The following is a 24,788-nucleotide window of genomic DNA, read 5'->3' on the forward strand; positions in this document are numbered from 1 at the left end:
GGGGAACGGACAAGTGGCACGTCTACACCTTCATCGCTGACCGGCCCATCCGGCAGCTGAAGGACAAGATCCGCGCCCTGACGAACAGAACGTCGCAGCAGAACCCCAGGGACGTGCTGATCAGGCTCAACCAGATCATGCGCGGTTGGGCCAACTACTTCAAGCACGCAGTCTGCAAAGCCACCCTGAGTTCCCTGGCCAGTTTCACCTGGCACCGGGTGATCAGCTGGTGGATGGCACTGCACCGCTGGAAGTGGAAGGACGTCCGCCGACGCCTCACCGACCACACCGGACGGTGGCAAAGGCCCTCGGCAGACGGGATCGAACTGTTCGACCTCCAAGCGGTGGCGGTCACCCGCTACCGCTACAGAGGCAACACGATCCCCAACCCCTGGACCCGCCCCAACCACGCCTGAACGGCAGAGTCCGTGGAGAGCCCGGTACTCGGAGACGGGTACGCCGGGTTCGGCGAGCGGCACGGAGAAACGGACCGGTGGCAACACCGGCACCGCGCTCCGTGCCGACTCAACAGGCACCCCCCCTGGCTTTCCTGGCTGCTCACGGCACCGTTGCCGCCGTCGGCGTGGAGGGCACGTCTTCCTACGGATCGGGGTTTACGCACCCGGCCCGCGAGGCCGGTCTGACCGTGGTCGAGGTCAACCGGCCAGACAAGGCCGAGCGTCGCAGGATCGGCAAGTCCGATCCGATCGACGCCTATGCGCCGCTGATGTCTGAAGTTCGGCCAGGTCTACGCCAACAGCCTGCGCCGGCGGCGCCCGCAGCCCGGTGACACGTGACACTTGGACGAGGTCTTCATCAAGATCAACGGCGAGCGGAAGTACCTGTGGCGGGCCGTCGACCAGGACGGGATGGTCCTGGACATCCTCGTCCAGAACCGGCGTGACAAGGCTGCGGCCGGGCGTTTCTTCCGCCGGCTCCTCACTACCACTGGGCAGGTGCCGAGGGTGGTTGTCACGGCGCGACTCACCGTGAGTGATGCCCTCGGTCGAGCATGGTTCCCACAAAAGGACTGAACAACCGGGCGGAGAACTCCCACCAGCCGACGAGGCAGAGCGACGCGCGATGAAAGGATTCCGGTCCGTCGGATCATCACAACGGTTCCTGTCCGCGTTCACCGGGATCTCACCCCACTTCCGCCCCCCACCGCCACCTCATGACAGCCGGCCGTTACCGCTTCGAGATGATCATCCGCTTCATCATCTGGAACCACATCACCAGCGTCACGAGCCTGCCACCACAGCCTGAACAACGGCGCCCTCCCGGCCCAACACATCCAGACGCATCGTCAACCGATCGTGCCGCCGACAATGTGACAACGCCGTGACAACGCCCCTTGCGACAAGTCGGCAACCGCCTCGTCGGCATCCTCCACGGCTGCCTCAAGACCCACACCCACTACGACGAAGCCACCGCCTGGGCCCACCACGCCCAACCTCAACCCACGTCCGCTTGACACGAGAAAAAGAAGAGATGTCTGACAACGCCCCCAAAGGATCAGCCTCGCAGCACCTTGCTGCATATCGCCTGCACTGCTGCTAAAATGTCGGCATGACCGCGATCACGATCCGGGATGTCCCGGACGACACAGTCAACGCTCTGAAGGTCCGCGCCGCACAGGCGGGCAAGTCGTTGCAGGCGTACACCCTAGACCTGCTCTCCCGGGAAGCTGCCAAGCCCACCCTCGCGGAGATGGCCACACGCCTGGAGCGTGAAACCCGCACCGAGCTCAGTACGACCGACATCCTCGACGCCATCGAGGACGGGCGGGATCGACGTTGATCGTCGTTGACTGCTCAAGCCTTGTGCACTTCCTCCTCGACCACGGCAAGACCGGAACCGCGATCCGTGAGCGCTTGGGCCGCGCCGACACTCTCGCAGCGCCGGGCCTGCTGGACTACGAAATCACCTCGGCCGCCTTCGGGCTGGCCCGCGGCCGGCGAGGGGGCAAGCCAAAGATCACGGAAAAGGAGGTACTGAAGGCGATCACCGACTACCAGGCCCTCGCTCTCGAACTGCACCCAACGCTGGTCCTGTGGCAGCGCGTACGCCAGCTGTCGAAAAACCTCTCCGTCTACGACGCGCATTACGTGGCCCTCGCCGAGAGCCTCGGCGTTCCGTTGATCACCAGCGACGCCAGAATCGAGCGCAGCGGGGCAGCGCGCTGCACCATTGAGACCTTCGCGGCCTCCAGCACCTGACCCCCAGCGACACCAACATGCAGGGGTTAGCCTCGATGGGTCTGTCCAATCAACGGCGGGTCTGTAAAGCGTAATTCATGACACTCCCGACAGGGCCGTTGATTCACGCCCCCTATTTCTTGATGGTGATGGTGGTTTTGCTGGTGTTGTTGGTGGTTGTGGTGTCGGTTTGGGGGTTGGCTGGGGCGGCGGTCGCGGTGGTGGTCAGTTTGGTTTTGGCCTTGCCGGTGGCGGTTGCTTTGATGGTGATGGTGATGGTTTGCCTGGGGGTGAGGTCGCTGAGATTCCAGGCGGTGGGGTAGGTGGTGCCGTTGATGGTGGTGGGGGTGCCGGTGGTCTGCCGGTCGGTGTTCTTGATGGTGATACCGGGTGCGGGGTTGAGGCCGGCCTGGACGGCGTGGGCGGTGTCGGGTCCGTTGTTGGTGACGGTCAGGGTGTAGGTGAGGCTGCCGCCGGAGGTGAGGCTGGTGGGGTTGGCGGTGAGGGTGGTTTTCACGTCCGAGCGCACTACCCGCTGGGTGAAGGCGTCGGCGGTGGAGCCGGTGTTGCGGCTGTCACCGGAGTAGACGGCGGTGATCTTGTGCTCGCCGCGGGTCAGGGTCTTGAGGAGGCTGGCCTGGCCTCTGTTGTTGAGTGGGATGGTGCCGATCGTGGTGGTGCCGTCCTTGAACGTCACCCTCCCGGTCGGGCTCGTGCCGGTGACCGTGGCGGTCAGGGTGATCTTCTGGCTGGGTCCTGCCGGGTTCGCCGAGCTGGAGATCTTGGTGCTGGTGGTGGCCTTGTCCACTGTGATCGAGACCTGGTGCGGTGCGGACTGCTGCTGCATTGCTCCTGTCCCGTTGTCGCTTACCAGGAGCGCGAAGGAGGTGGTGCCGGCGGCGGTGGGGGTGCCGGAGATCTTTCCGGTGGTCTTGTCGAGGGTGAGGCCTGGGGCCAGTGTGCCGGTGGCGAGGCTGTAGGTGTAGGAGGTGGTGCCGTCGGGGTTGGGGCTGCCGCCGCTGGGTGAGGCCACCTTGGTGTCCGGGTAGGACTGGCCGACGGTGCCGGCCGGTAGGTCTGCCCAGGTGACGTCCAGTGCTGGGACGATGATCTGGGAAAGTGTGGCGGCTGGAGCGCCGGGCGGGTTTTCCGGGTCGCCGTCATAGGAGGCGGTGATGAGGTGGGTTCCCGCTGCGAGGGTGACGGGCAGTTTCGCGAGACCGGCGGCGTCCGGGGTGGCCGTGCCGATCAGGGCCGTCTGCGGCCCGGCGCCATCAGGGTCTTCGGTGTAGGCGAAGGTGACGGTGCCGGTCGGTGGGTGAGCGCCGGTGGTCGTGACCTGGGCGACAAGGTTGATTTCCCGGCCGGCGATGGCCGGGTTCTGCGAGGCCGACAACGTGGTCACGGTGCCGTTTATGAGCAGCTCGTAGTCCTTGGGTGCGGACTGTTGGGGCGATCCGTTACTGCTGACGGTGAGGGTGAAGGTGCTCTCCCCGGTGGTGGTGGGGGTGCCGGAGATGATGCCGGTGGTCTTGTCGAGGGTGAGGCCTGGGGGCAGTGTGCCGGTGGCGAGGCTGTAGGTGTAGGAGGTGGTGCCGTCGGGGTTGGGGCTGCCGCCGCTGGGTGAGGCCACCTTGGTGTCCGGGTAGGACTGGCCTGCGGTGCCGGCCGGTAGGTCTGCCCAGGTGACGTCCAGTGCGGGCACAGTCTTGACCGTCAGACGGGCCGTGTCCGAGGGGAAGTTGTTGGTGTCGCCGTTGTAGCGGGCCTCGAACATCGTGTACGGCGTCTTGCCGGGGGTGTAGGAGATTTCGGCCATGCCGTGGCTGTCCACGGCGATGGGGTCGAGGAACGTGAAGTCGACACCGTCGGCGCTTGTGGCGAAGTTGATGGTGCCGGTCGGGACGGCGGTCCCGCCGTTCTTCTCCGTCACATGGGCCGTAACAGTCAACTTCTGGCCGGCGACAGCCGGGCTCCGGGACGGCTCCAGCACGACCTGCGTCTCGGCCAGGCCGACGTTGAACAGTATCTGGCGGGTTCCTGCCCCCGGTCGGGGGTCGGAACCGCCGAGGGAGTCGGTGACCATGAACGTCGTCGAGAAGTCGGTTCCGACGGCGGTCGGGGTTCCGGAGATGACGCCGGTGGACTCATTCAGCTCCAGTCCCGCCGCAAGCGAGGTGCCCTCGACCAGACGCCACGTGTAGGGCGGCGTGCCGCCCCCGGCGGTGAGCTGCTGGGAGTACGGGGAACCGAACCGGGCGGACGGCAACGATCCCGTCGTGATCACCGGCAGAGAGTGCACCGTCAACGGCACCGGATCCGACACCGACGGCTCGTGGGTGCGATCACCGCTGTAGGAGACGACGACTTTGAACGAACCGATTTCCGTGATGTCCTTCGTCACCGAGGCGTGTCCGTCGCCGTCCAATGTGACAGTCCCCAGGTCAGGTGACGCCGTCCTGTCGTCATCATTGACCGCACGGAAACTCACCGTCCCGCCAAGAGGTTTCCCCTCACTGTCCGTGACGTCCGCATCAACCCTGATTCTCTGTCCCTTGTCGATCGTGACCCGACCATCAGAACCGACCACGTCCCCTGCAGCCGTGACGCGGGACACCGTAACCGCTGCCTTACTGGCAGCACCCGCCACACGCAAATTCAACGTCTTCGACGCCGTCCGCGCCGGCTCCTGCGCATCCGTCACCTTCACCGTCACACTCGCGTCAGCCCTCTCCACCGGGGTTCCGGTGATCTCCCCCGATTCACTGAACGTCATCCCCTCCGGCAGACCCGACACAGAAAATGTGTAGTGCCCAGAGCCTCCCGACCCGGTGAGTTCATGACGGTACTCGCTCCCCACAGTGGCGCCTGGCAGCCCGCTAGTGGTGACTGACAACGGATTTACTGATCCCACCGTCAGTGGCATCGGGACAGATGTCGACATCGGGTGGCTCGCGTCACCTAGGAAGATTGCCCATACCTTCACATTTCCGGCGCTGCCACTCAATGCTTTCGACGCCACCGAAGCTTTCCCGTCAGAAGCAATAGAGGCACTCGCGAAGGACCCCTCGACACTATCCGATGTCGAGAAGAAAACACGCCCCGTCGGCATTTGATCGCTATTCGGGAAGGTGGCGGTGTAGATAGATTCCTCGCCCACCGAGGCAGAATTTGGGGATATATTCAGTATTGGATACTTGGGGCCTGCTTTAGCAGTGAAAGTCAATTCCATGGGCGAAACACACGGGCAAAGATGCCCGCCCGTATATGACCATCGCACGGTGATTTCATGGGAATCGGCTGACATGTCCTTCAAAATCCCGGAACCTCTGAGCCCGAAGGAGTAGCTACTGCCACCACTTTCCGGTGTGCCCATGTCAACCAAAATCTGTTGACCATCGCTCTCCACTGACGCATATCTGCTGACGCTGCCAGGACCGCCATACCAAGGGTGCAAATAACCTGCCGACACGGTGACCTTGATCTCCCCCGCCAAACTTTCCGCGGTCGCGCTTAGAGTCGTTTCATCCGGATTGCTGGTAGTGAAGGATTCAGCTTCGGCCGGAGACGCTACGACGATCAAGGAAAGCGTGGCTGCCGCGACAACTATCGCGGCAGTCAGCCACGAAGAGATGAAGTGCGGGAAATTCACCGCACGAATCATTTGGCACAGGGGAAGGATCTTCTTTGATCGCATGAACAACTTGCCAATTCTCGTGAAAAATCAGCCGCGCGACCAGCTGCTCCAAATGACGCAAGGCAAGCCGCCTGACCAGTGTCGACGGAGCGCCAAGAACAACACTGACGTATTCAACATAAACCACAGATAAATCACCGCCCTTCCCTATTGGGCAAGTTTCTGGGCCAAGTCGAGCCTGTTGCCGGCGTATGCATGAGCAGAATCCGTCGCCGATCTTCATGGGGGTATGGTCCCGTTCTGAGGAGGTCCAGATTTGAAGGAGCTCGAGTCGGACTCGGCCGTGTAAGCATCCACCGCAGTCGCGTTGCGTGACGGTCTCAGGTGCGGGGTGACGGCCGGTGACCGTGGTGGTTGTCGGCTGGCGGGGTGTCAGGCGTGGGCTGCGGGAGCCAGGTAGTTCCGGTGAAGGCGTCGCGGAGCACGGTGAGGGGGTTGACCGCGTGCTTGACCACGGTGGAGCACGCCGCGCATGAGGTAGCGGTCCCTGGCCCGGTCGGGGTTAGGGAGCCAGCCGGAGACCTTCTCCTGGATCTTGGCCAGTCGCAGGTCGCGTTCTGCCTGGTTGGAGGTGGGCGGGATCCTGAGGTCAGTGGTGAAGCGCAAGAAGTCGTCCTCGCGCTGGTGGAAGGCTTTCAGCGGCAGGCGGGCCTTGCGGACGCCGGGCCGGTGATCATCCATGTGCTCGGTGTGCCCCAGGCCAATCCGCACAGCGGCCCGCAGGCCGCGTACGCATAGGTCCTTGATCCACTGGGGCAGCGCGATCTCGCCGCGCGTGCGGGCCTGGTTGGCACGGTGGATCAGTTCCCGCAGTTAGCCGGCGAGCTGGGTGGGCCAGGTGTCGTCGAGGTAGAGCTCGGCCGCTGACGCGAGGCCACGCAGGACGTGCGCCAGGCACAGCTGGTGGTTCAGGCTGCCCAGTTGGGTGCCGTCGTAGTTGTGGTAGCGGTCGTAGACGGCGACCGCCCCGGTGCAGTGGACGTGCAGGTAGCACTTGGCTTCCCAGGTAGGCGGCGTAGGCCCGCAGGTTCGGCCCGTACTCCGCCCGGCCCGTCCTGGCACCCTCCGGCCGGGCGGCGGTGTGGACTCGCCCGCAGGCACAGGCTGCCGGACCCCACACTCCCTGACCACCACCACTGTTGTGCGAGCCTTACCACATGATTCCGAAGCTAACTTTGACCAGCCCGCGTTGGCGTGACCTTGACGGTGTAGCAGTCGAGGAAGTGAAGGTACTTCTGGAGGAGATGGCCTCCACTACTGCCTCCGATACCAACGAGGCATGGAGTAAGACCTGGAGTTTCGTGGCCGACGGCCTGATACACCAGGGAACCGTCTCCAACGGGGCCTATGCGGCCCTGCCTCATCTCGTCGAGGCGGCAGCGGCGTTGCCTCCGGGGCAGTCCGCGGATTTCTGGGTGGACATGGGGCTCATCGTGACCGCGGAGGACAGACCTCCTGTCCCTGCCGATCTCGAGGCGGGGTTCATCGCCGCACTCCGCCTGGCCGAGCGGGCGGCTGCCCGGAGCTTCCTTACCCCTGGCACTCCTGCAACGCTCTGCGCCAGTCTTGCACTCAGCTGTGTCGCCTTCGCCGGTCATCACGCTGCCGCAACGCTGTGGCAGTTCTTCGATTCCCGGGAAAGTCACGTCATGCTGTTGTGCCCCGGCTGCGGCATCGACACGGAGATCCCCGAGTTCTTCGTGGACCCGGTGCGTCCCCCCTTCGAGGCCCCCCGGCTGCCTGATCCCGCCCAAGTCCGTGAGGGAGAGCATCCCTGGGGTGAAGTCGCCGCAGTATTGCATGAAGAGGCACTCGGGGAAGGGTGGGAGCCCTTCCTACGGGTGGCACGTGCCGTCGCGGTGGCAGGAGTACCCGCCCAAACGCCCGGACAGGCCGTCCTGAGTCTGGTCGCCGGCATGGTCGCGGCCAAGGGCACCCCGACGTGGGCGGGGAGGGAATGGGCCCGGAAACTGACGCTGCTGACGGGATACTTTCGTTGCCCGGACTGCGAGCAGACATGGACGATCGTCGACGGCTTGGTGGAAGACCCGGACGGTGCGCGGCGCCAGAGTCATGACGTGCAGGTGCGGACAGCCGCCGATGGGCCGGCCACCCCGGTGGGGTCGGTGGCCGACCCAGCCGGTGAAGCAACGACCCGGCTCCGGCGGGAGGGGAGCGCTCTACTCGCGCCGACCCAGCCGGTGAAGCAACGACCCGGCTCCGGCGGGAGGGGAGCGCTCTACTCGCGGCCGACGGCACACCATGGGGCGACGTAACACCCTTTACCGATGCCCCGCCCGGTTCACCTGACGGCGTCAACGCGCTGGCGGTCATCACCCGGCCCGGCCGCCCCACGCTTGTGGCTGGCGCTGGGGACAGCGGCAGGGTGTGCCTGTGGGATGTGGCCGACGGCCGACTCGTCCATGGCCTGCTGCCCAGACACCCTGACCGTATCTCGTCAATGACCGTCCTGCCCATGCCCAACGGGCACACCGTCCTGGCCAGTGGAGGCGACAGCGGGACGATCGCCCTGTGGGACCCGGTCAGAGGGCGGCCGATCCGCGAACCGGAGGGAAACTGGCTCGGCGGAGTGAGCGGGATGTGTACCGCGACCATGCCGGACGGCCGGACCCTACTCGTCACAGCCACCCCCCGAGGCGCGGTCCGGTTGCGTGATCCGGCCACGGGTGAATCGATTGCACGCCTCAACCCCCATGCTCATCCGATCGCATCGATCGCCACCATTCCAATCTCTGCCGGTCATACCTTGATCGCGGCCTCGGACGCACAGGGCGGCGTTCATGTGTGGGATCCGGCCGTCGACGATCCCTGGGAGTCAGGCGCGGCCGTCCCTCTCAGCCACCGTGTACTCGCAGCCATCGGCCACCGTGTGGCAGTGGTGGTGGCTGTGCCCGTGCAGGGCCGTACCTTGCTGGCCACCGGAGACCGCAACGGCGTAGTCATGCTGTGGGACCCCTCAACTGGTGCCCCCGTCGGCGACGGACTCCCCGCCGACATCACCGGCAGCCTCCTCACCACCATGACTGCCACCACACTCCATGGCGGGCGCACAGTCCTCGTCATCGGCAGCAATCAGGGGCGGGGCCTGCGGATATGGGAACCGAAGACCGATACGCTGCGGCACATCGCCCTGGACGTGGCGGTCACCTCCCTGGCCACTGCTGGTTCCGACGTGATCGTCGGACACGACTGCGGGGTCCTCGGACTCCCGCTCACCGAGCAGTGAACCGTTCTGCGAGACAGCTGCACGGCGCCGTCGGGCCCCGCACATGGCGGGAAATCCGCGGCCGTCGGGGTGGTGTTTGGCGGGATCCGACCACACTCGTCGCGCCATCGCCTCCAACGGTGCTGTCACCTTGGCCGTGGGGTGGGATGAACTTCAGGTTGATCACGCTGGGGAGGGCTTGTTCGTGTCGGCCACTTCACCGTCGTACAAGGGCCATTGGTACCCGGTGGAGGTCATCTCGCTCTGCGTGTGGCTGTATTTCCGGTTCCCCGCTCAGCTTCCGCGAGGTCGAGGAGCTGATGCTGGGCCGCGGCGTGGTGGTCTCCTACGAGACGGTCCGCCGGTGGTGTCTGAAGTTCGGCCAGGCTACGCCAACAGCCTGCGCCGCAGGCGTCCACGGCCTGGTGACAAGTGGTATCTCGGCGAGGTCTTCCTCAAGTCAACGGTGAGAAGTACCTGTGGCGGGCCGTCGACGCCGACGGCAACGTCCTCGACATCCTCGTGCAGGCCTGTCGTGACAAGGCTGCGGCCAGCGTTTCTCCAGCCAGCTGATCAAGAAGACCGGGTCGGTGCCCCGGGTGATCGTCACGGACAAGCTCCGTTCCTAGCAGTGCCGCCCACCGAGAGGCAACGCCCTCGGTGGAGCATCGCTCCACCGAGGGACTGAACAACCGCGCGGAGAACTCCCACCAACCGACGAGGCAGCGTGAACGCGCGATGAGGGTTCCGCTCGGCCGGCGGGACGCATGCGGTTCCTGTCCGCGTTCGCCGGGATCTCACCCCTCTTCCGGCCCGGACGCCACCTCATGACCACCGGCAACACCAGCCTGCCCGTCACGGCCTGAATAACAGACCACCCCGGCCTGGCACGTCCTGATGCATCCTCAGACGACCACGCCTCCGGCAACGTGACAGCACCCCCTGGCTCAACCAGGTCGAGCGGTGGTTCGGCCTCCTGCCGACAAAAGAGCAGAGCGTCGTGATGGTAGCCGTCGACGCTCTCCTGAATGTCAACCCCTCTGGACCGACCTGTTCGGGGTGCTGTCCTGCCTGATCAGAAGTAGCCCTCGCGGGCGACGTACCGCTTGAGACAACGGATGATCTCCATCTTCGACTTGCCTTCGCTGGTGCGGCGTTCGACGTACTTCTGAGTGGCCTCGTCGTAGTCGTGCTCTTGGTGAAGCCTCTCCTCAGCCACAACCTCTCCCCTCGGCCTCACACGGCCAGACAATCCAGGGATGACTCCCGCTTCCACCTGCGGGCCATGAAAAAATCACCACAGCAGATCAATGACAACAGGCCGGTGATCCGACACCGGCATCTGCGGCGCGCCTGTGCCGACCGGGATGCACCGGCATGTCCCCGCCGCGAGCACGTGGTCGAATTGCACCACAGGACGGTGCGAGGGATACGTCGCAACTCGGGCCAGGTCCCGCCAGCCACCCAGCATCGATGGCCGAATGGGCTGCGCGACAACCCCGCCAAGCGGGCACGACCCGGCGCACAGCGCCGCCCCCTCCTGCCCGCCGAGCCGCCCTCGCCACGCCCGAGCAGTCACAGGGGCGACGAACTCGGCCGCACTGAGCACGACCCTGGGGACCGGGCCGATCAGGTTGAAGTCACCCAGCAGGATGTACGGCCGAGGCAGGTCGGCGATCCAGTCGCGGATCGCGAGCAACTGCCGGATGTTCCACCCAGGGACGAACGAAAGATGAACCGCCACCACCGTGAACAGCTCCTGCCTACCTGCTATCACGGCGGCAAGAGCAGGGCGCGGCTGGTCGCGGACCAGGGTCAGTCCGGGCCTCCCAGCCACGCGCAGCGGCAGGCCGAAGGGAGCCGGGGTGAACCGCCTGGCCCTCCATTCCCGCACGGGAAGTCTAGACAGCAACGCGATGCCGTGCGAGGGAATCTCCCCCTGTGCCGCCGCATCCTGCAGGCCGTACACCCGCAGCCCCGCCTCGGCTGGGTCGAGCATCCACCCCTTGCCAGGCACCGCCCTTCCATGGACCGCCGACGCATACCGCCAATCCCATGCCCCTACTGCTTGGGCCGCGACGCGCGCCTGATCCACGAAACCAGACCGTTGTTGGAGGCGGTCGACCTCCTGCAGCGCCAAGACGTCGGCACCCAGCGACGCGACGGCCTCAGCCAGCGCAAGCCCGACATCCGAGGACGGGACGGAAACAGGCTTGCCCTCCTGGAGCGTCCGGCCGTGCAGCACATTGAAGGTCGCAAACCGCATCGGAGCACGATACGTCAAGTACGGCACGGCTCCGTATCCGTGGCATTACGCAATGAACTACGGGAACACTGCGACGGCCCAGCCTGGTCTTCTGAGTCAGGAATTCTTTCAGCTGGCCGGCGAGGCGTTCGAGGATCTCTTGGGGTCGGTATTACATGCGGCGGCGCCTGTGCGTTCCGGGCTCTTGGTCATGCAGCGGCAGGCTCCAGGGCCGTCCCTTGCGACCAAACGGTATTCCCCCACTGCAACGTCGCGCTCCAGCAGGAGCGTTGCCCCTTCGGGCAGTCATTCGGCAGACTCTGGCACGGTACTTACCTGGTGTCTAGGCTCCGACTCGGTAGGCACGAAACGGCAGGGCGGCTTCAAGTTCCATGCTCGCGGCAGTTGTTGCGTGAGGGGTAGATAGCAGTGCAGGCACGGGCTTCGTGATCATTGTGGTGTCTTACGCCCGATGATCATGAGGTGGCCCGTGCCTGCCGCTGTATCTTCTCCGATCCCTGCCGTGCTGGGGAATCTGGGGTCGCTGGACGTCGGCCAGGTCGCCGACCTGCGTCCCTACTTCGACTCCATCCCCGACCCACGCTCGCGGCGGGGCCGGTGGTACTCGCTGACGTCGATCCTGCTGGTGTGTGCCTGCGCGGTCGTCTCGGGAGCGAAGAGCATCGACGAGCTCGCCGAATGGGGTGCGAGGGCCTCGGGCAGGCTACTGGCGGCCCTGGGTATCCGCCGTCATCTGCTCGGGTGGCGGCGCACCCCCTCGCCCGTGACGATCGGGCGCGTGCTGGGCGCCGTGGACGGTGATGCCCTGGACCGGGCGGTGGGCGCCTACCTGACCGACCGGCACCACGCCGTCACCGGCACCGCGACCAGGGCCACGGGGCAGCCGGCGGCACCCGCGCCCGGGCGGCTGCGCGTCCTTGCCCTTGACGGCAAAGCGCTCAAGGGTTCGGCCCGTCTCACCTCGGCACGCCGGCACCTGCTGTCGGTGGTCACCCACGGCCCAGTCGTGACCCTCGGCCAGGTGGAGGTCGGCGCGAAGACGAACGAGACCACCCACTTCCGCCCGCTGCTGGAGCCGCTGGACCTGGCCGGCACTGTCGTCACCTTCGACGCGCTGCACTCGGTCAAGGCGAACGTTTCCTGGCTTGTCGAGACGAAGAAGGCGCACTACATCGCCGTGATCAAGACCAACCAGCCGACCGCCCACCGCCGGCTGGCGGCCCTGCCCTGGCGGGACATCGCCGTCCAGCACACCGCCTCCGGGACCGGGCACGGCCGGCGGGAGTCCCGCTCGATCAAAACCTGCGGAATCGCCGACGAACTCGGCGGAATCCCGTTTCCCCACGCCCGCCTGGCCATCCGCATCCACCGCCGCCGCAAGCTCACCGGCCGGCGCGAGAGTCGTGAGAGCGTCTACGCCGTGACCAGCCTGGACGCCCACCAGGCCTGCCCGGCCGACCTGGCCGCCGCGATTCGCGGGCACTGGGGAGTGGAGAACTCCTCGCACCACATCAGAGACGTCACCTTCGCCGAGGACGCCTCCACCGTCCACACCGGGACCGCGCCCCGGGCCATGGCGACCTTCCGCAACCTCGCCATCGGCGTGCTGAAGGTCCTCGGAGCCAACAACATCGCCAAGACCACCCGGGCCATCCGCGACGAACCCGAACGAGCACTCCCGATCCTGGGCATCATCAACAACCGCGACACCTACGGAACTTGATCAAGCCCTGACGAAACGGGTCGAGGGGACTGAGTGACAGGCAACGTCCATAGGCTGCGGGGCGTTTGGGCGACACTGCTCGTTGTGGGGCTGGCAGCCACTGGGTGCTCGGTTCAGCGAGGCCCCGATGGGGTGCCCCAGCGAAGCGAATCGCCTTCGACTGGGGCTTCATCAACGGCTAGACCGGCCCAGTCGGACAACTCGCCCGCCTCGCCTCCCGTCTTCACGCCCGACGACTCCCTCGTCCCCCGGACTTCGAGGGAGGGACGCCGCCTGGCGGAGTCCGTTGTGTTCACCCCAGACGACTGGGGCCGCGGCTTTGTCGCCCAGACGCCTGCCCGAAGCGCCCCGGGGACCTGGGCCGTGCTGAAAAAGAGCTGCCGCTGGGAACGGGAGGCGCTTTCGCCCGGAGTTCTGGCGAGCACCTCCCGCTACAGCCTGCTGCCGGCCGGCAAAGGCAAGGGTGCGGTCGAGGTGACAGCCGTGGCCACTGTGCACGCTTCCGTGCTCAGCGCGGACGAGCAGCTGAGCACAACGCTCGAAGAGGTGTTGCGCTGCCCGGAGCAGGGACGACGCTCCGATGAACGGATCACAGGACTGATGTCGCTCGGCACTCCCTTCGGTGCCCGCGAGCAGCAATACGCCGATGACTCTGTGCTCGAGGCCGGCGAGCTCGTCGGGAACGGCGGTGACGCACAGCCGTACCGGTGGATGGTCGCCCGGCTTGGCACGGTCGTCGTGGCCGTCTCGGTCACAGGCGGCGCCGGGAACACCGAGCAGGAACTCAACGAACTTGGCAGCAGGGCCGTCGCTCAGATGTTGGAACGCATCAAGCAGCAGCTGAGGGAGAAGTGATGGAACCGCTGCGCACGTCTGACCCTGCCAGGCTGGCGGGCTACCGGCTACTCGGACGGCTCGGCGCGGGTGGCATGGGCGTGGTGTACCTGGCCCGCTCGGACGGTGCGGCCGTGGTCGCGCTGAAGGTGATCCAAGCCGAGTACGCGGAGGATAGCTCTTTCCGGGAGCGTTTTCGGCGTGAGGCGGACACGGCCCGCCGGATGACCGGCCCGTGGGTGGCCGCAGTGGTGGACGCGGACTCCGAGGCGGCCCAGCCTTGGCTCGCGACCGCCTTCGTTCCCGGCCCCTCACTCGCCGAGGCCGTCGCTGCGCACGGGCCGCTGCCCGTGCGCAGTGTGCAGGTGCTGGGAGCGCGGCTCGCTGAGGCGCTTAAGGAGCTGCACTCCGCCGGACTTGTGCACCGCGATGTCAAGCCTGCCAATGTGCTACTGGCGCTCGACGGACCACGGCTGATCGACTTCGGTGTGGCCCGCGATCCGCAGGACACCTCACTCACCTCGACCGGCGTGGTAGTGGGCACGCCGGGTTTCCTGCCACCGGAGCAGGCGACGGGAGGGCAGACTCCGGGGCGGGCTGGTGACGTCTTCTCGCTGGGCTGTGTCCTGGCCTTCTCGGCCACCGGCCGGCCCCCGTTCGGTTACGGGTCGCTCGAGGCACTGCTGTACCGCACCGTGCACGAGGTGCCGGACCTCGACGGTCTTGCGCCGGAGCTCACCGAGATGGTGAGCAACTGCCTGAACAAGGACCCACAGCTGAGGCCACCCGCCGAGACACTCGCCGACGCCCTTGCCGCCACGGTATGGGCCCCGGGGCCCGACCCGCGGGAGGCTCTTCGAGCGACACCTCCGATGAGGCCCGAGGAGTCTGCTCCCGGCGAACCGGGACAGCTGCCCGACGCGAAGGAGCAGGCCCGCGCTGACGAGGCATGGTTGCCTGAACCGCTGATACGGCTGATCGCTGAGCGGTCGGCCGCGGGGCTCGCTCTGGCCTCGGTCGAGGCCACCGAGGTCTCCCCCGCTCCTTTCGACAACCCAACTGCAGACGCCGAGATGGCCGTGTCGTCCGACCGCGCTGTCAGCAGACGCCGCCTTCTCCTGGCCGGGGGCGCGGCGGTCGTCGCAGCCGGGGGCGGGCTGGCCACGTGGGCGGCGCTCGGCCGCGGCGACAACAACCAAAGCCCCGGTCAGGCGGCCACCGGCGCCGTGTACACCCTCGGCCTGCACGGCGACCTGACCGGTGATCACAAGGCGGTCGGCCGGGCCCAGGAGCGCGGGCTGCGACTGGCGGTTGAACAGTTCAACGCCCGTGCCAGCAAGCCCTTCACACTCGCCGTGAAGACGGTGGACGACGGTGGTGACTCGGCCAGGGCACCGCAAGCGGCCAAGGAGATGGCCGCCGACCGTTCCGTGCTGGCCGTGATCGGTCCCACCACGGACGCCACCGCCCTGACTACGCTGGCCACGTACGACGCGGCCGCGCTGCCCTTGATCGCAGTGTCGCCCGGCGCCACCGCATTGGGCGTGATGGGCAGCCGAACCCTTCTGCACGCCCGGGTGACAGACACGGTCCTTTCGTTCTACCTCGACGCCTACCTGCGCGGCACCACGTCACGCACGGTCGGGATCGTCGACGACCGGGCGGCAGACGCTTACGCATGGGAGATCAGCAGCACTCTCGCCAACATCCTGCGGGATCAGCGACGTCCCGCCGTACCGAAGGTGGTCAGTGCTCTTCGCACCGACTTCGCACCGGTCCTGGACGCCTTGCTGCACGGCGGCGCGGATTCGGTAGTGTTCGCCGGCCAGCACGACCGTGCTGCGCTGATGGCCCGGGAACTGAGCCGCCGTGGCTTTTCCGGCGCCCGGGCCGGCGCCCAAGGGGTGCTCGACGCGCGGTTTTTGTCAGCGGCCAGTGCCGCAGCCGACGGCTGGGTGATCGTCGCCCCGGTCATGGACGCCGTCGCTGCGCCCACGGCGAAAGCGTTCACGGCCGCCTACCGCAAGCATTTCGACGCAGAACCGGAGCGGTACGCCGTTGAGGCGTACGACGTGGCGCAGCTGGCCGTGAGGACCCTTCGCTCGCTGACGGCCGCTCGCCGCACGCGGCAGAACCTGACGGCGGCGCTGCGTTCGGCCACACATCAGGGCATCAGCAGAAACCTGGCGTTCGACAAGAAGACCGGGACGCTGGTCATCGACGGCAGCGGGGTCTACCTGTGGAAGGTCGACGGCGGCCGATTCGTATACCAGGGCGCCGCGTCCTACCAGTCCTCGTCCAACTGAGGGGACGCGGATGGAGCCTTTGCGCGGCGCCGACCCGGCCAGGATCGCCGGATACCGGTTGCTGAGCCGACTGGGTGCGGGCGGCATGGGCGTGGTGTACCTGGCCCGATCCCCCAAGGGCGCACTCGCCGCGGTGAAGGTGATTCGCAGTGCATACGTGGACGACGCAGGATTCCGGGCCCGTTTCCGCCGGGAGGTGCAGACTGCGGGCAGGGTCGCCAGCCCGTGGGTGGTACCGCTGCTCGACGCCGACCCCGATGCGGACGCGCCGTGGCTTGCCACGCCGTTCGTGCCAGGGCCATCCCTGTCACAAGCCGTGGAGGAATGCGGTCCCCTGCCGTACGCAAGCGTCCGTGCGCTGGGGACGCGGCTGGCCGAGGCCCTCGATGCGGTGCACGGGGCCGGCCTCGTCCACCGGGACATCAAGCCCGGCAACGTGTTGCTCGGCGTCGACGGCCCGCGGGTGATCGACTTCGGTATCGCCCGGATACCTCAGGACACTGCGCTCACCGCCAGCGGCATGGTCGTGGGTTCGCCCGGGTTCCTCTCTCCCGAACAGGCCCAGGGCAAAGGGCGGGAGATCGGGCCGGCCAGTGACGTCTTCTCACTCGGCTGCCTGCTGGCGTATGCCGTATCAGGCGGGCGTCCCTTCGGGCGGGGCTCCGCGGCAGCGACCCTCATGCACACAGTTCACGACGAGCCGGATCTGGACGGCGTACCTCACTCGCTGCTGCCGCTGCTCAAGGCGTGCCTGGCGAAGGCGCCCGGCTCCCGGCCCGCCGTGGCTGAGGTGTTGCGCGCCCTACATGGTGCGCACGAGGACGGGGGCTGGCTGCCCGAGCCCGTCACCCGGATGATCGCGCGCCGCACGGCAGACGTCCTCGCCCTCCCCGCCGTCGATGCGACCGAGGTGTCCGCGAAGCCAGCAGCCGCGGCACCGCTTGACGGTGTAACGGCCGCGGGTACGGACAGCATGACGCGCCGCCGCTTGCTGGTCCTCGGCTCGTCCACCGGGGTGCTGGCGGCCGGAGGAGCGGCGCTGTGGTGGACCGCCTGCAGTCCTGCCCGGCCGGGCAGTATCCGGCTACCCCAGCTGGTCCTCGGCCTGCACGCCGACTTGAGCGGCAGCAGCCGCACGGTGGGCCGGGCCCAGGAGAACGGCGTACGGCTCGCTGTCGATCGCTTCAACTCCCGTCAGGGCCGCAGCTTCGAGCTGCAGCTCAGCGTGCACGACGACGAGGGCAGCCCCAGTCAAGCGCGACAGGTCGCCCATCGGCTGGCGGCCAACCACCGGATCCGGGCTGTGCTCGGACCGACCACAGACGCCTGCGCCAAGGCCGCCCTCGGCCTCTACCAACAAGCCTTGCTGGCGATGGTCACCGTGTCGGTCGGACTGGACGATGTGTCCCCCACCGCCTACCGCGTCTACGCAGCCACCCGTCCCAGTGACCTGACCCTGGCTGCGCCGATCGTCGCCTACCTCGTCCACACCGCCAAGGCCCACAAGGCGATGCTGATCGACGACGCCGCCGAAGGCGACGTCAGCTGGCGTCTGTGCGCAGGCGTAGAGGAGGCCCTACGCTCAGGGCGGCACAGCACCATCCGACACACTCTCGCCGCCAAGGACCGCTCAACCGACGCCTTTCGTGCCCTTGCCCGGACAGTGATGGATGCGGGGGCGGACGCGGTGTTGTTCGCGGGACAAGACACGCGGGCCGCGCAACTCGCCCAAGCGCTGCGCTCCGCCGGCTACACCGGTGCGCGGCTAGCCACCCAGCATTCCCTCACCCCCCACTTCCTCACCTCAGCCGAGGACGCCGCTGAGGGCTGGGTGTTCGCCACCGCCTTCCTCGATCCGACGAAGGCGACGGCAGCGCAGTCGTTCGTCACCTCCTACCGCGCCCGCTTCGGCACCGTCCCGCCTTGGTACTCCGCCGAGGCCTACGACGCGACGCTGTTCGTCGCGCGCACCCTGACGGCTCTTGGCTCCTCCCGCCCCGAGCGGCACGCAATCGTGGGCCGATTGCACGAAACGGACTACCACGGCATCGCCAAACGGCTGAACTATGACCCGTCCAGCTACCGCTACACAGACGCGATGTACCTGTTCCGGGTGACGGGGGGCACCTACAGCTGTCTGGGCGACTACCGAAACATCACAGCGTGAGCCATGCCACCTACCTCAACTGCGGGAGTTCACTTCTCGGCATCGCGATAGGTCTGCGGTCCGGGCGGTGCTGTCACGTTGTCGGCGGCGTGATCGGGTGATGATGCGTCAGGACGTGGCGAGGCCGCGAGTGATCCCTGGTTCAGACCGTGGCGGGCGCGCCGGCAACGCCGGTGACGTGGCTCCAGATCACGAAGCGGTTCGCGTACGACGGCACCCTGGACGACACCACGGGACCCCTCCCACCTCAACGCCGCCGGAATGCTCCGCAACCGGCGACTCGCCCGCCACGTCGCCGACGCCGGGTTCGGAAAAGATCCGCCGCCAACTGCTCTACAAGGGCCGGCGCAACGCCTGCCCCACCATCGTGGCCGACCACTGGTACCCCAGCTCAAAAACCTGCTCGGACTGCGGCGCGACGAAAGCCAAACTGCCGCTGCACGTCCGAGTCTTCACCTGCGATCTCTGCAGCCTGGTCATCGACCGGGACGAGAACGCAGCCCGCAACCTGGCCGCCCTCGCAGCAGCCCGCACGACTGGTCCCTGAGTGGCCGGAGACCAGGACACGCCCCGCGTGTCGAAACCCCGTGGAGCCGACCGTGAGACCCGTCGCCAACACCCCGGCCCAAACACCGGCCGGGGCGGACGGGCAGATGGCGCGAACCTGCCGCACCAGCGGCAAAGGAAACGGGAGACCGCCGTCAGGACACCGAAGCACAACCCACGCAGGGGTGACACCGACACGGACCATCCAGACGGAAACGTCTGGAAAGCTGAGAGTCACTGAGACTCTGAGCAACGGAAGAACGGGAACCTCGCCAGCCCCAGGAGCGTTCTTCTGCGGGCGAAGGGGGAGCCGGGGAGTGGACGAGAGTCAGTCTGCGGTTGCGGAGCCGACGCGGTTTGTCCGCTTCCTCCGCGAGCGTGGTTACGCCTTCAGTAGCGAACCTGGCCTTGCCACCGCTTCGGGCCCTGGCTGTCTGATCAGCGCCGCAGGCCACACCGTGGCCTGCGCCGTGATGACAGTGGAACAGACCTTCAACCTCTATGCGTTCCTGGACGGATTCGAGGAGGCGGCAGACCGACTGGGGAGTCTGCGCAACCAAGGTCTGCCCCTTGTGGTCGTTGTGGAGAGCGACCCGGACAGCTTGTTCTTCCCCACGCCAGGCGATCGGCTGCTCGATACGCTGTTGCACGGCGACGTGCCCAGAGAGTTGTACGACGACCCGCCCCAAAGTCCTTGGTCGCCCCGCGGTGACGAGCGGCCGGAGCGAAGGCTGGTGGACGCCCACCCCCACATCAGTGCGGTCGCGGTGGTGGTCCACAACAGCCATGCCCACCAGTGGCTTCGAGACCGGTTCGAGGCCCGTCCGGAGAGTTTCGATTCGACCCGGGAAGGGATGGACGCCATGGTGGCGGAGATTCTTGAAGCCCCGCAGGGCGGCTCTCGCTCCCTGCACATCTTCGAAACCTTGGGAGGTACCGCCTTGCTCCTGCCCCGTGAGGTCTTCGACGGACCCATGGACCGCCGATGGATCCCGAACACCGACCGCACCCGCCTCCTTCCCCCTGACGAGAGCTGAGCGATCCCGCGCATGCAAGCGGCCCGGTCACGGCATCAACCTGACTGCCGGGTATCTGCAGTCGTCGAGGTGCGCCGCCAGTGGCCGTCAGGGCTTCAGCTGAGGGATCCCGTGCCGGTCCAGGAAGTCCTGGAAGACGGTCGGTGGCTGGGGCGGGGTTGCTTCGCCGGTCGGCACAGACAGCTGAGGCGCACGATGTTCACGGCGATGGCCGTGCAGACGCATTGCGGTGGGTCTTCGACTGCCCCGGTAGCGGCAGCGGCGCTTGCCGTGTTCGTGAGCGAACTCGGTGGCGGTGCCCTCCACCCATGCTTACTTCGCTTACTTCGGCGGCTCTTCGTGGTCCTGGTCACCTGGAGGCAGCACCATGTCTCTTTGGCTCCATGCCACTTCATCGGCGGCACGCGTCCGTATGAGGTTGAACACCACACAGACAAACACCACCCCGGCTGACACGAGGACTGCGCCGACACCGATGGCCCATCCGGCTATCTTTGACAAGACGGGTCTCTTCCTCTGCTCTTGTTCGTGGTCTTGTCCACGACGCCGGGCTGCCACGGTACTCCAGGACGGACATCGTCGTGAGGGCAGCGGGAACGCTGGTGGTCAGTGGTCAGCCTGCGGCACCCGGGCGACCCGGGTGCCGGCGAGTCGGTAGGACTCGGTACCGGTCTCGATGATGTTCCGCCGAAGGTGAGGCGGTCGCGCAGAGCCGCGGATCGGTGAACGTCCTGGCCCACCCGCCGAACGACTCGTTGGAGGCGCCGGCGCAGTCCGGCACGTCAGCCGCGTCTCCCGATCATTTCCCTCGGGTCGTTACTTTCCGGCAGTGGCCTGGGCGGCGTTGGTGATGACGCGGGTGACTTCGACCGGGTGGGAGACGGCTACAGCGTGGGAGGAGCCCACCTCGGTGGTGCGGGCGCCTGCGCGGTCGGCCATGTGGCGCTGGGCGGCCGGGGGGATGGTCTGGTCGTCGGCGGCGACCAGGTACCAGGACGGGACGGAGTGCCAGGCTGCGTTCTCGGACTTGGCTTCCAGGCTGGAGGCGTCGATGGGGCGCTGGGCCGCGGCCATGACGGCGGTGTCGGAGGAGGGGACGTCGGCGGCGAACACGGCGCGAAACTTGTCGGGCTTGACGTAGAGGTCAGTGCCCTCGCCACCGCTGGGCGCGGGGTAGGTGACGGGGTTGAGCGCCTCGGGGAGCCGGCTGCCGGGGAATTTACTGAGGATGTCATTGGCGCTCTCGCCCTTCTCCGGGGCAATGGCGGCCGCGTAGACAAGTGCCTTGACCTGCGGGTTCGATGCTGCTGCGTTGGTGATGACCTCGCCACCGTAGGAGTGGCCGACCAGGACGACGGGGCCCTGGATGGTCTTGAGGACGTGGGCGAGGTAGGCGGAGTCGCTCTCCAGGCCGCGCAGCGGGTTGGCCGGGACCACGACTCGGTAGCCGGAGGCTTGGAGCTTCTTCGTCACCAGGGTCCAGCTGGATCCGTCGGCGAAGGCACCGTGTACCAGGACGATCGTGGGCTTTGCAGTGTCCTTGGAGGCCTGGGCGGAGGCGGAGGCGGAGGTCGTGACGGCGGCCACGGCGACGGTGAGTGCCGACAAGGCCAGGGCGGTCTTCTTCACGGTGTGTTGCTCGATTCGATAAGGAGGGCGCCGTCCGGCTTGTCCGGTTCTGAGGCGACACCTCGGGAAGGGTGTTGCAGGGAGCGCCCGGGCTGCCGCGGCGCGGTCGGGCCGGAACTCGACGACAGGCTCGACGAGGATGTTGCCGCGGGTGGCCTTGGAGCAGGGACAGACGAAGACATCGCCGGTGGTGACCTCGGCCCGACGGCCTTCCAGGCCAAGCACGCCGGCGTGTGCGCAGTTCAGCCAGCATTTTGCGAGTACCAGACGCGATCCTCGACCGTGGAATTCGGGACCGAACGGCGATGGGAAACCATCGCCCTCAACGTCCGCTGCCCCGCGCGCCGCACCTGAACTTGCCGCGGACACCCGCCCCCGCACGCCCCCGCGTCCGATGACCTACCGGCGGACGCTCTTTACTGGCTGATCCAGCCGTTGGTAACACTGCCGACGACCTGGGCTGCGGCGGGGTCCTGAAGGCTCCCGTACCGCACCTCGGTGCGGCGGTGGTCCAGGGCGGGCGCGAAGATGGCGCCAGGCCACTCGCTCACGGTGCTGACATGGACGTCGTCACCGACGGAAAACTTGCCCGAAACGGACGACGCATCGGGGTCGTACAGGAAGTAGACGCCGCCGGGCTCGACGTCCGGGTCGCTGCTGACGCGGAGCATCCAGGTGGTCCCGCCGCCCATGGTGCGCACCGGGGTCCAGCGGAGGTTGTCGAGCTCGGCTCCCTGGGCGGCGGCTGCGGGCGCGGAGGCGTGGGCGGCGTCCGGTGCGGCGAGCGCGGCAGGAGCGGAGATGCCGCCGGCAATGAACGCGGCAGCCGCTGCCGCCATGATGTATCGCTTGGGTAAAGCCATGTCAGTCTCTTTCGAATCGTTGCCTGTTTGCCTGTTCCAGCGGAGAGTCTGCAGCGACCCGGTGATCCAACCTGCTGATCCTCTGTCCCGCCTACCGTGCAGCGAGTAACCCCCCGCACGCCAGTTCCATCGGCGGGATCTGGCCACAGGGCAGCTGAGAGGCCGTCGAGGGGGGAAGACTGCTCCGGCCTGCCTCAATACGGAAGAAGCGGTTCCGCACCGGTACCGGCAACCGGTACGGCTTGCCGAGGTCTCGGCGTGAGGGACCGGCGACCGCGCCCGGGGGCTCCACCGACGGGAACGCGTCCCCAGCTGTAACAGCGCGCACCCCGAGCGCACCCCGTTCGGGCCGCGAGCGAAGTGGTACGGCGCTCCCGCCAGTTAAGCGGCACCTGCCGCCTCACCGGGCACGCCAGTGATCACACTTGACTCAATTTTGATCGTGGGGGGTGCTGTCACGTTGTCGGAGGCGTGGTCGTCTGAGGGTGCATCAGGACGTGCCAGGGCCGGGGCGGTTTGTTATTCAGGCCGTGACGGGCAGGCTGGTGCTCCCGGGATCTGGTTCCAGATCGTGAATCTGATGGTCATGTCGAGGCGGTGGCATCCGGCGGTCATCAGGTGGCGGTGGGGTCGGAAGTGGAACGCTGGCTCACCGAGCAGTTCCCCAGCATCCAGCCGCGCCACCTAATTCTCCAGCGCAAGGGCAACACCTTAGGCACCAAGCCGGTGCGGCTCACAGGCCCACTGCGAGAACCTCGAACTCCGCCGCGAACTCACTCGCCGAGGACGGACCGGCCCAACCGAAGCGCAGTGAACAACGCTCCGACGAGATTCGCCCCATCGATCTGAGCAGCAAAGACACGATCGATCTAGCTGAACCCGCCGATAACTTTAGGGCGGGGAGTACGTCAATTCCTGCAGAACTCCCCTTCGATCACTGTGTCGGTGTCTCCCGACCAGTCCCCGTTGAAGTTGAAGGCGAGGGAGTGACGGCCGTCCGCTGTCGTGACGGCCTCCGATATGGAGCCGGGGACGCCGCCGCTGTGGCCCCAGACGTGTACGCCGCAGGAAAGCTTGCGGTCGATCAGGCCCAGGCCGTAGCCGGCATTGGGCATGGCCTCGACTGTCACCGTGGTCTTCATCTCCTTGAGCTGTTCGGCCGGGAGCAGTATGCCGCGGAGCAGTGCGGTGTAGAAGCGGTTCAGATCGGCCGAGCTGGAGATCATCTCGCCTGCGGAGGAGGCGAGCCCTGGGGTCCAGTTCGTGACGTCGTACGTGGGACCCGTGGTCGTCTCCGCCAACTTGGAGTAGGCGCGGCTGCTGGGTTGTGGCATGGTGACACGGTTGCCGGGGACCGACGTGGCGGTCAGGTGCAGGGGTTCTATGATTCTCTGGCGGATCTCGGTGGCGAACGAACGGCCCGTGACGCTCTTGATCACCATGCCAGCCAGGATGTAATTGGTGTTGGAGTAGTTCCAGGATGTGCCTGGCGCGAAGTCTGGTTCGTGGGACATGGAGATCGCGACGAGCTGGTCGGGCGTCAGCCGGTCGTAGCGGTGCTCGAAGAAGCCGTCTTTGAGAAGGTACGTTTGAACGTAGGTCTCGTCGTCGGTGAAGTTGTGGATGCCGCTGGTGTGGTTGAGGAGCTGGCGGACGGTGACGCGGCGGCCGTCATGGCCGTGGCCGCGGACGGCACCCGGCAGCCACTTCTCCACGGTGTCGTCGAGAGACAGTCGGTCCTCCGCCTCCAGCTGGAGCAGCACCGTGGCCACGAAGGTCTTGGTGATGCTGCCCGCGCGGTAACGGTCGTGAGGCGAACGCGGCTCGTCCGTCCTGATGTTTCCGACTCCCGTGGTCGTCGACCACGTGCCGCGTCTGTCCTTGGCCGTGGCGGTCACTCCGGGCACGCCGTCTTCGATGGCGGCCGCGATCGCCCGGCGGGTCGCGTCGTGGGTGCCTTTCTCGGCCCGGGCCGCCGCGGACGCCGGGACCGCCACAACGGCGGACAGCGTTAGGGCCGCCGTCGCCACCAGGGTCGCGACCACACGGGATGTACGTACAGTCATGGCTTCCTACTTTCTTCGGTGTGCTCACTGTTGAGCCGGTCCAGGGACGGGGATCGCCGCGGCTCCACACAGGGCGGTCGACAGCCCACATGCGATGGTGCGGTGTCGCCAACCCCCTGTGGGACGACTCGGCGCAGCGCCGGCGGCAGCCGCCGGTATGTCGCCAGTGCTGGCTTGGCCGGCGAGGGCCCGAGCGTGACGTCGGTCGCCGTGACAATGTGCACGATCTT

At 66.9% G+C, this 24,788-nt stretch carries 20 protein-coding genes and 3 pseudogenes; 14 read left to right on the forward strand and 9 right to left on the reverse strand.

Annotation, left to right across the window (positions count from 1 at the left end; all coding sequences use genetic code 11):
* Positions 1 to 56: 56 nt before the first annotated feature.
* The 5 genes and pseudogenes from OG331_RS02350 to OG331_RS02370 all read left to right on the forward strand — a co-directional run bounded on the left by OG331_RS02350 (position 57) and on the right by OG331_RS02370 (position 2,219).
* The gene (locus OG331_RS02350) at positions 57 to 416 is read left to right on the forward strand and encodes a group II intron maturase-specific domain-containing protein (RefSeq protein WP_406209633.1); all 360 of its coding nucleotides are present in this window, start codon (positions 57 to 59) and stop codon (positions 414 to 416) included.
* A gap of 77 nt (positions 417 to 493) precedes the next feature.
* On the forward strand, positions 494 to 790 hold the full coding sequence (locus OG331_RS02355) for a hypothetical protein (protein ID WP_406191146.1): 297 nt from the start codon (positions 494 to 496) through the stop codon (positions 788 to 790).
* Positions 729 to 1,255: pseudogene (locus OG331_RS02360) on the forward strand (transposase); the annotation flags it as partial. The gene OG331_RS02355 and the pseudogene OG331_RS02360, both read left to right, overlap by 62 nt.
* Positions 1,256 to 1,569: 314 nt before the next feature.
* On the forward strand, positions 1,570 to 1,800 hold the full coding sequence (locus OG331_RS02365) for a FitA-like ribbon-helix-helix domain-containing protein (RefSeq protein ID WP_128127157.1): 231 nt from the start codon (positions 1,570 to 1,572) through the stop codon (positions 1,798 to 1,800).
* Entirely contained in the window at positions 1,797 to 2,219 is a 423-nt protein-coding gene (locus tag OG331_RS02370) for a type II toxin-antitoxin system VapC family toxin (RefSeq protein WP_406191148.1), read from the forward strand. Before OG331_RS02365 ends, OG331_RS02370 begins: the two co-directional genes overlap by 4 nt.
* 112 nt (positions 2,220 to 2,331) lie before the next feature.
* Here OG331_RS02370 and OG331_RS02375 read toward each other — a convergent pair whose 3' ends face one another.
* The 3 genes from OG331_RS02375 to OG331_RS02385 form a co-directional block, all read right to left on the reverse strand.
* A complete protein-coding gene (locus OG331_RS02375) occupies positions 2,332 to 5,895 on the reverse strand; it encodes an Ig-like domain repeat protein (RefSeq protein WP_406209635.1) in 3,564 nt (1,187 codons plus the stop codon).
* Between the two features lie 372 nt (positions 5,896 to 6,267).
* Positions 6,268 to 6,576, reverse strand: coding sequence for a transposase (locus OG331_RS02380; RefSeq protein WP_406191150.1), 309 nt, complete (start codon positions 6,574 to 6,576; stop codon positions 6,268 to 6,270).
* Between the two features lie 132 nt (positions 6,577 to 6,708).
* Positions 6,709 to 6,957 (reverse strand): transposase, encoded by a 249-nt coding sequence (locus OG331_RS02385; RefSeq protein ID WP_406191152.1) that lies wholly within the window; start codon positions 6,955 to 6,957, stop codon positions 6,709 to 6,711.
* Positions 6,958 to 7,052: 95 nt separating this feature from the next.
* Between OG331_RS02385 and OG331_RS02390 the strand changes: the two genes are divergently transcribed.
* From OG331_RS02390 to OG331_RS02400, 3 genes and pseudogenes are all read left to right on the forward strand, one after another.
* On the forward strand, positions 7,053 to 8,171 hold the full coding sequence (locus tag OG331_RS02390; RefSeq protein ID WP_406191154.1) for a hypothetical protein: 1,119 nt from the start codon (positions 7,053 to 7,055) through the stop codon (positions 8,169 to 8,171).
* 620 nt (positions 8,172 to 8,791) lie between these two features.
* Positions 8,792 to 9,142, forward strand: coding sequence for a hypothetical protein (locus tag OG331_RS02395; RefSeq protein WP_406210893.1), 351 nt, complete (start codon positions 8,792 to 8,794; stop codon positions 9,140 to 9,142).
* A 184-nt stretch (positions 9,143 to 9,326) separates the two neighbouring features.
* Positions 9,327 to 9,987, forward strand: a pseudogene (locus OG331_RS02400) (IS6 family transposase).
* 209 nt (positions 9,988 to 10,196) lie between these two features.
* Here the strand turns inward: OG331_RS02400 and OG331_RS02405 are convergent.
* On the reverse strand, positions 10,197 to 10,340 hold the full coding sequence (locus OG331_RS02405) for a hypothetical protein (protein ID WP_406210895.1): 144 nt from the start codon (positions 10,338 to 10,340) through the stop codon (positions 10,197 to 10,199).
* 75 nt (positions 10,341 to 10,415) lie between these two features.
* Complete coding sequence (locus OG331_RS02410; protein ID WP_406191156.1) at positions 10,416 to 11,387, reverse strand: endonuclease/exonuclease/phosphatase family protein; 972 nt, start codon at positions 11,385 to 11,387, stop codon at positions 10,416 to 10,418.
* Between the two features lie 502 nt (positions 11,388 to 11,889).
* Here OG331_RS02410 and OG331_RS02415 point away from each other — a divergent pair.
* From OG331_RS02415 to OG331_RS02440, 6 genes are all read left to right on the forward strand, one after another.
* Positions 11,890 to 13,110, forward strand: coding sequence for an ISAs1 family transposase (locus OG331_RS02415; RefSeq protein WP_406191102.1), 1,221 nt, complete (start codon positions 11,890 to 11,892; stop codon positions 13,108 to 13,110).
* Positions 13,111 to 13,473: 363 nt separating this feature from the next.
* Complete coding sequence (locus OG331_RS02420; protein ID WP_406191158.1) at positions 13,474 to 13,965, forward strand: hypothetical protein; 492 nt, start codon at positions 13,474 to 13,476, stop codon at positions 13,963 to 13,965.
* Entirely contained in the window at positions 13,965 to 16,250 is a 2,286-nt protein-coding gene (locus tag OG331_RS02425) for a bifunctional serine/threonine-protein kinase/ABC transporter substrate-binding protein (protein ID WP_406191160.1), read from the forward strand. The genes OG331_RS02420 and OG331_RS02425 overlap by 1 nt, the downstream gene beginning before the upstream one ends.
* 10 nt (positions 16,251 to 16,260) lie before the next feature.
* A complete protein-coding gene (locus tag OG331_RS02430; protein WP_406191162.1) occupies positions 16,261 to 18,417 on the forward strand; it encodes an ABC transporter substrate-binding protein in 2,157 nt (718 codons plus the stop codon).
* A gap of 367 nt (positions 18,418 to 18,784) precedes the next feature.
* The gene (locus OG331_RS02435; protein WP_406191164.1) at positions 18,785 to 18,964 is read left to right on the forward strand and encodes a zinc ribbon domain-containing protein; all 180 of its coding nucleotides are present in this window, start codon (positions 18,785 to 18,787) and stop codon (positions 18,962 to 18,964) included.
* 316 nt (positions 18,965 to 19,280) lie between these two features.
* A complete protein-coding gene (locus OG331_RS02440; protein WP_406191167.1) occupies positions 19,281 to 20,000 on the forward strand; it encodes a hypothetical protein in 720 nt (239 codons plus the stop codon).
* 606 nt (positions 20,001 to 20,606) lie between these two features.
* Here OG331_RS02440 and OG331_RS02445 read toward each other — a convergent pair.
* From OG331_RS02445 to OG331_RS02460, 4 genes and pseudogenes are all read right to left on the reverse strand, one after another.
* Positions 20,607 to 20,763: pseudogene (locus OG331_RS02445) on the reverse strand (AAA family ATPase); the annotation flags it as partial.
* A 53-nt stretch (positions 20,764 to 20,816) separates the two neighbouring features.
* Complete coding sequence (locus tag OG331_RS02450; RefSeq protein ID WP_406191170.1) at positions 20,817 to 21,629, reverse strand: alpha/beta fold hydrolase; 813 nt, start codon at positions 21,627 to 21,629, stop codon at positions 20,817 to 20,819.
* Between the two features lie 416 nt (positions 21,630 to 22,045).
* A complete protein-coding gene (locus OG331_RS02455; protein ID WP_406191172.1) occupies positions 22,046 to 22,492 on the reverse strand; it encodes a hypothetical protein in 447 nt (148 codons plus the stop codon).
* 908 nt (positions 22,493 to 23,400) lie between these two features.
* A complete protein-coding gene (locus tag OG331_RS02460) occupies positions 23,401 to 24,558 on the reverse strand; it encodes a serine hydrolase domain-containing protein (RefSeq protein WP_406191174.1) in 1,158 nt (385 codons plus the stop codon).
* Positions 24,559 to 24,788: the final 230 nt, after the last annotated feature.

The sequence above is a fragment of the Streptomyces sp. NBC_01017 genome (assembly GCF_045162795.1).
Lineage (GTDB): Bacteria > Actinomycetota > Actinomycetes > Streptomycetales > Streptomycetaceae > Streptomyces > Streptomyces machairae.

Bases quoted from the DNA above. Each gene is read 5' to 3' on its own strand.
- OG331_RS02365 (WP_128127157.1), top strand. From the start codon at position 1,570: ATGACCGCGATCACGATCCGGGATGTCCCGGACGACACAGTCAACGCT.
- OG331_RS02375 (WP_406209635.1), bottom strand. From the start codon at position 5,895: ATGCGATCAAAGAAGATCCTTCCCCTGTGCCAAATGATTCGTGCGGTG.
- OG331_RS02380 (WP_406191150.1), bottom strand. From the start codon at position 6,576: ATGGATGATCACCGGCCCGGCGTCCGCAAGGCCCGCCTGCCGCTGAAA.
- OG331_RS02390 (WP_406191154.1), top strand. From the start codon at position 7,053: ATGATTCCGAAGCTAACTTTGACCAGCCCGCGTTGGCGTGACCTTGAC.
- OG331_RS02410 (WP_406191156.1), bottom strand. From the start codon at position 11,387: ATGCGGTTTGCGACCTTCAATGTGCTGCACGGCCGGACGCTCCAGGAG.
- OG331_RS02425 (WP_406191160.1), top strand. From the start codon at position 13,965: ATGGAACCGCTGCGCACGTCTGACCCTGCCAGGCTGGCGGGCTACCGG.
- OG331_RS02430 (WP_406191162.1), top strand. From the start codon at position 16,261: ATGGAGCCTTTGCGCGGCGCCGACCCGGCCAGGATCGCCGGATACCGG.
- OG331_RS02455 (WP_406191172.1), bottom strand. From the start codon at position 22,492: ATGGCTTTACCCAAGCGATACATCATGGCGGCAGCGGCTGCCGCGTTC.
- OG331_RS02460 (WP_406191174.1), bottom strand. From the start codon at position 24,558: ATGACTGTACGTACATCCCGTGTGGTCGCGACCCTGGTGGCGACGGCG.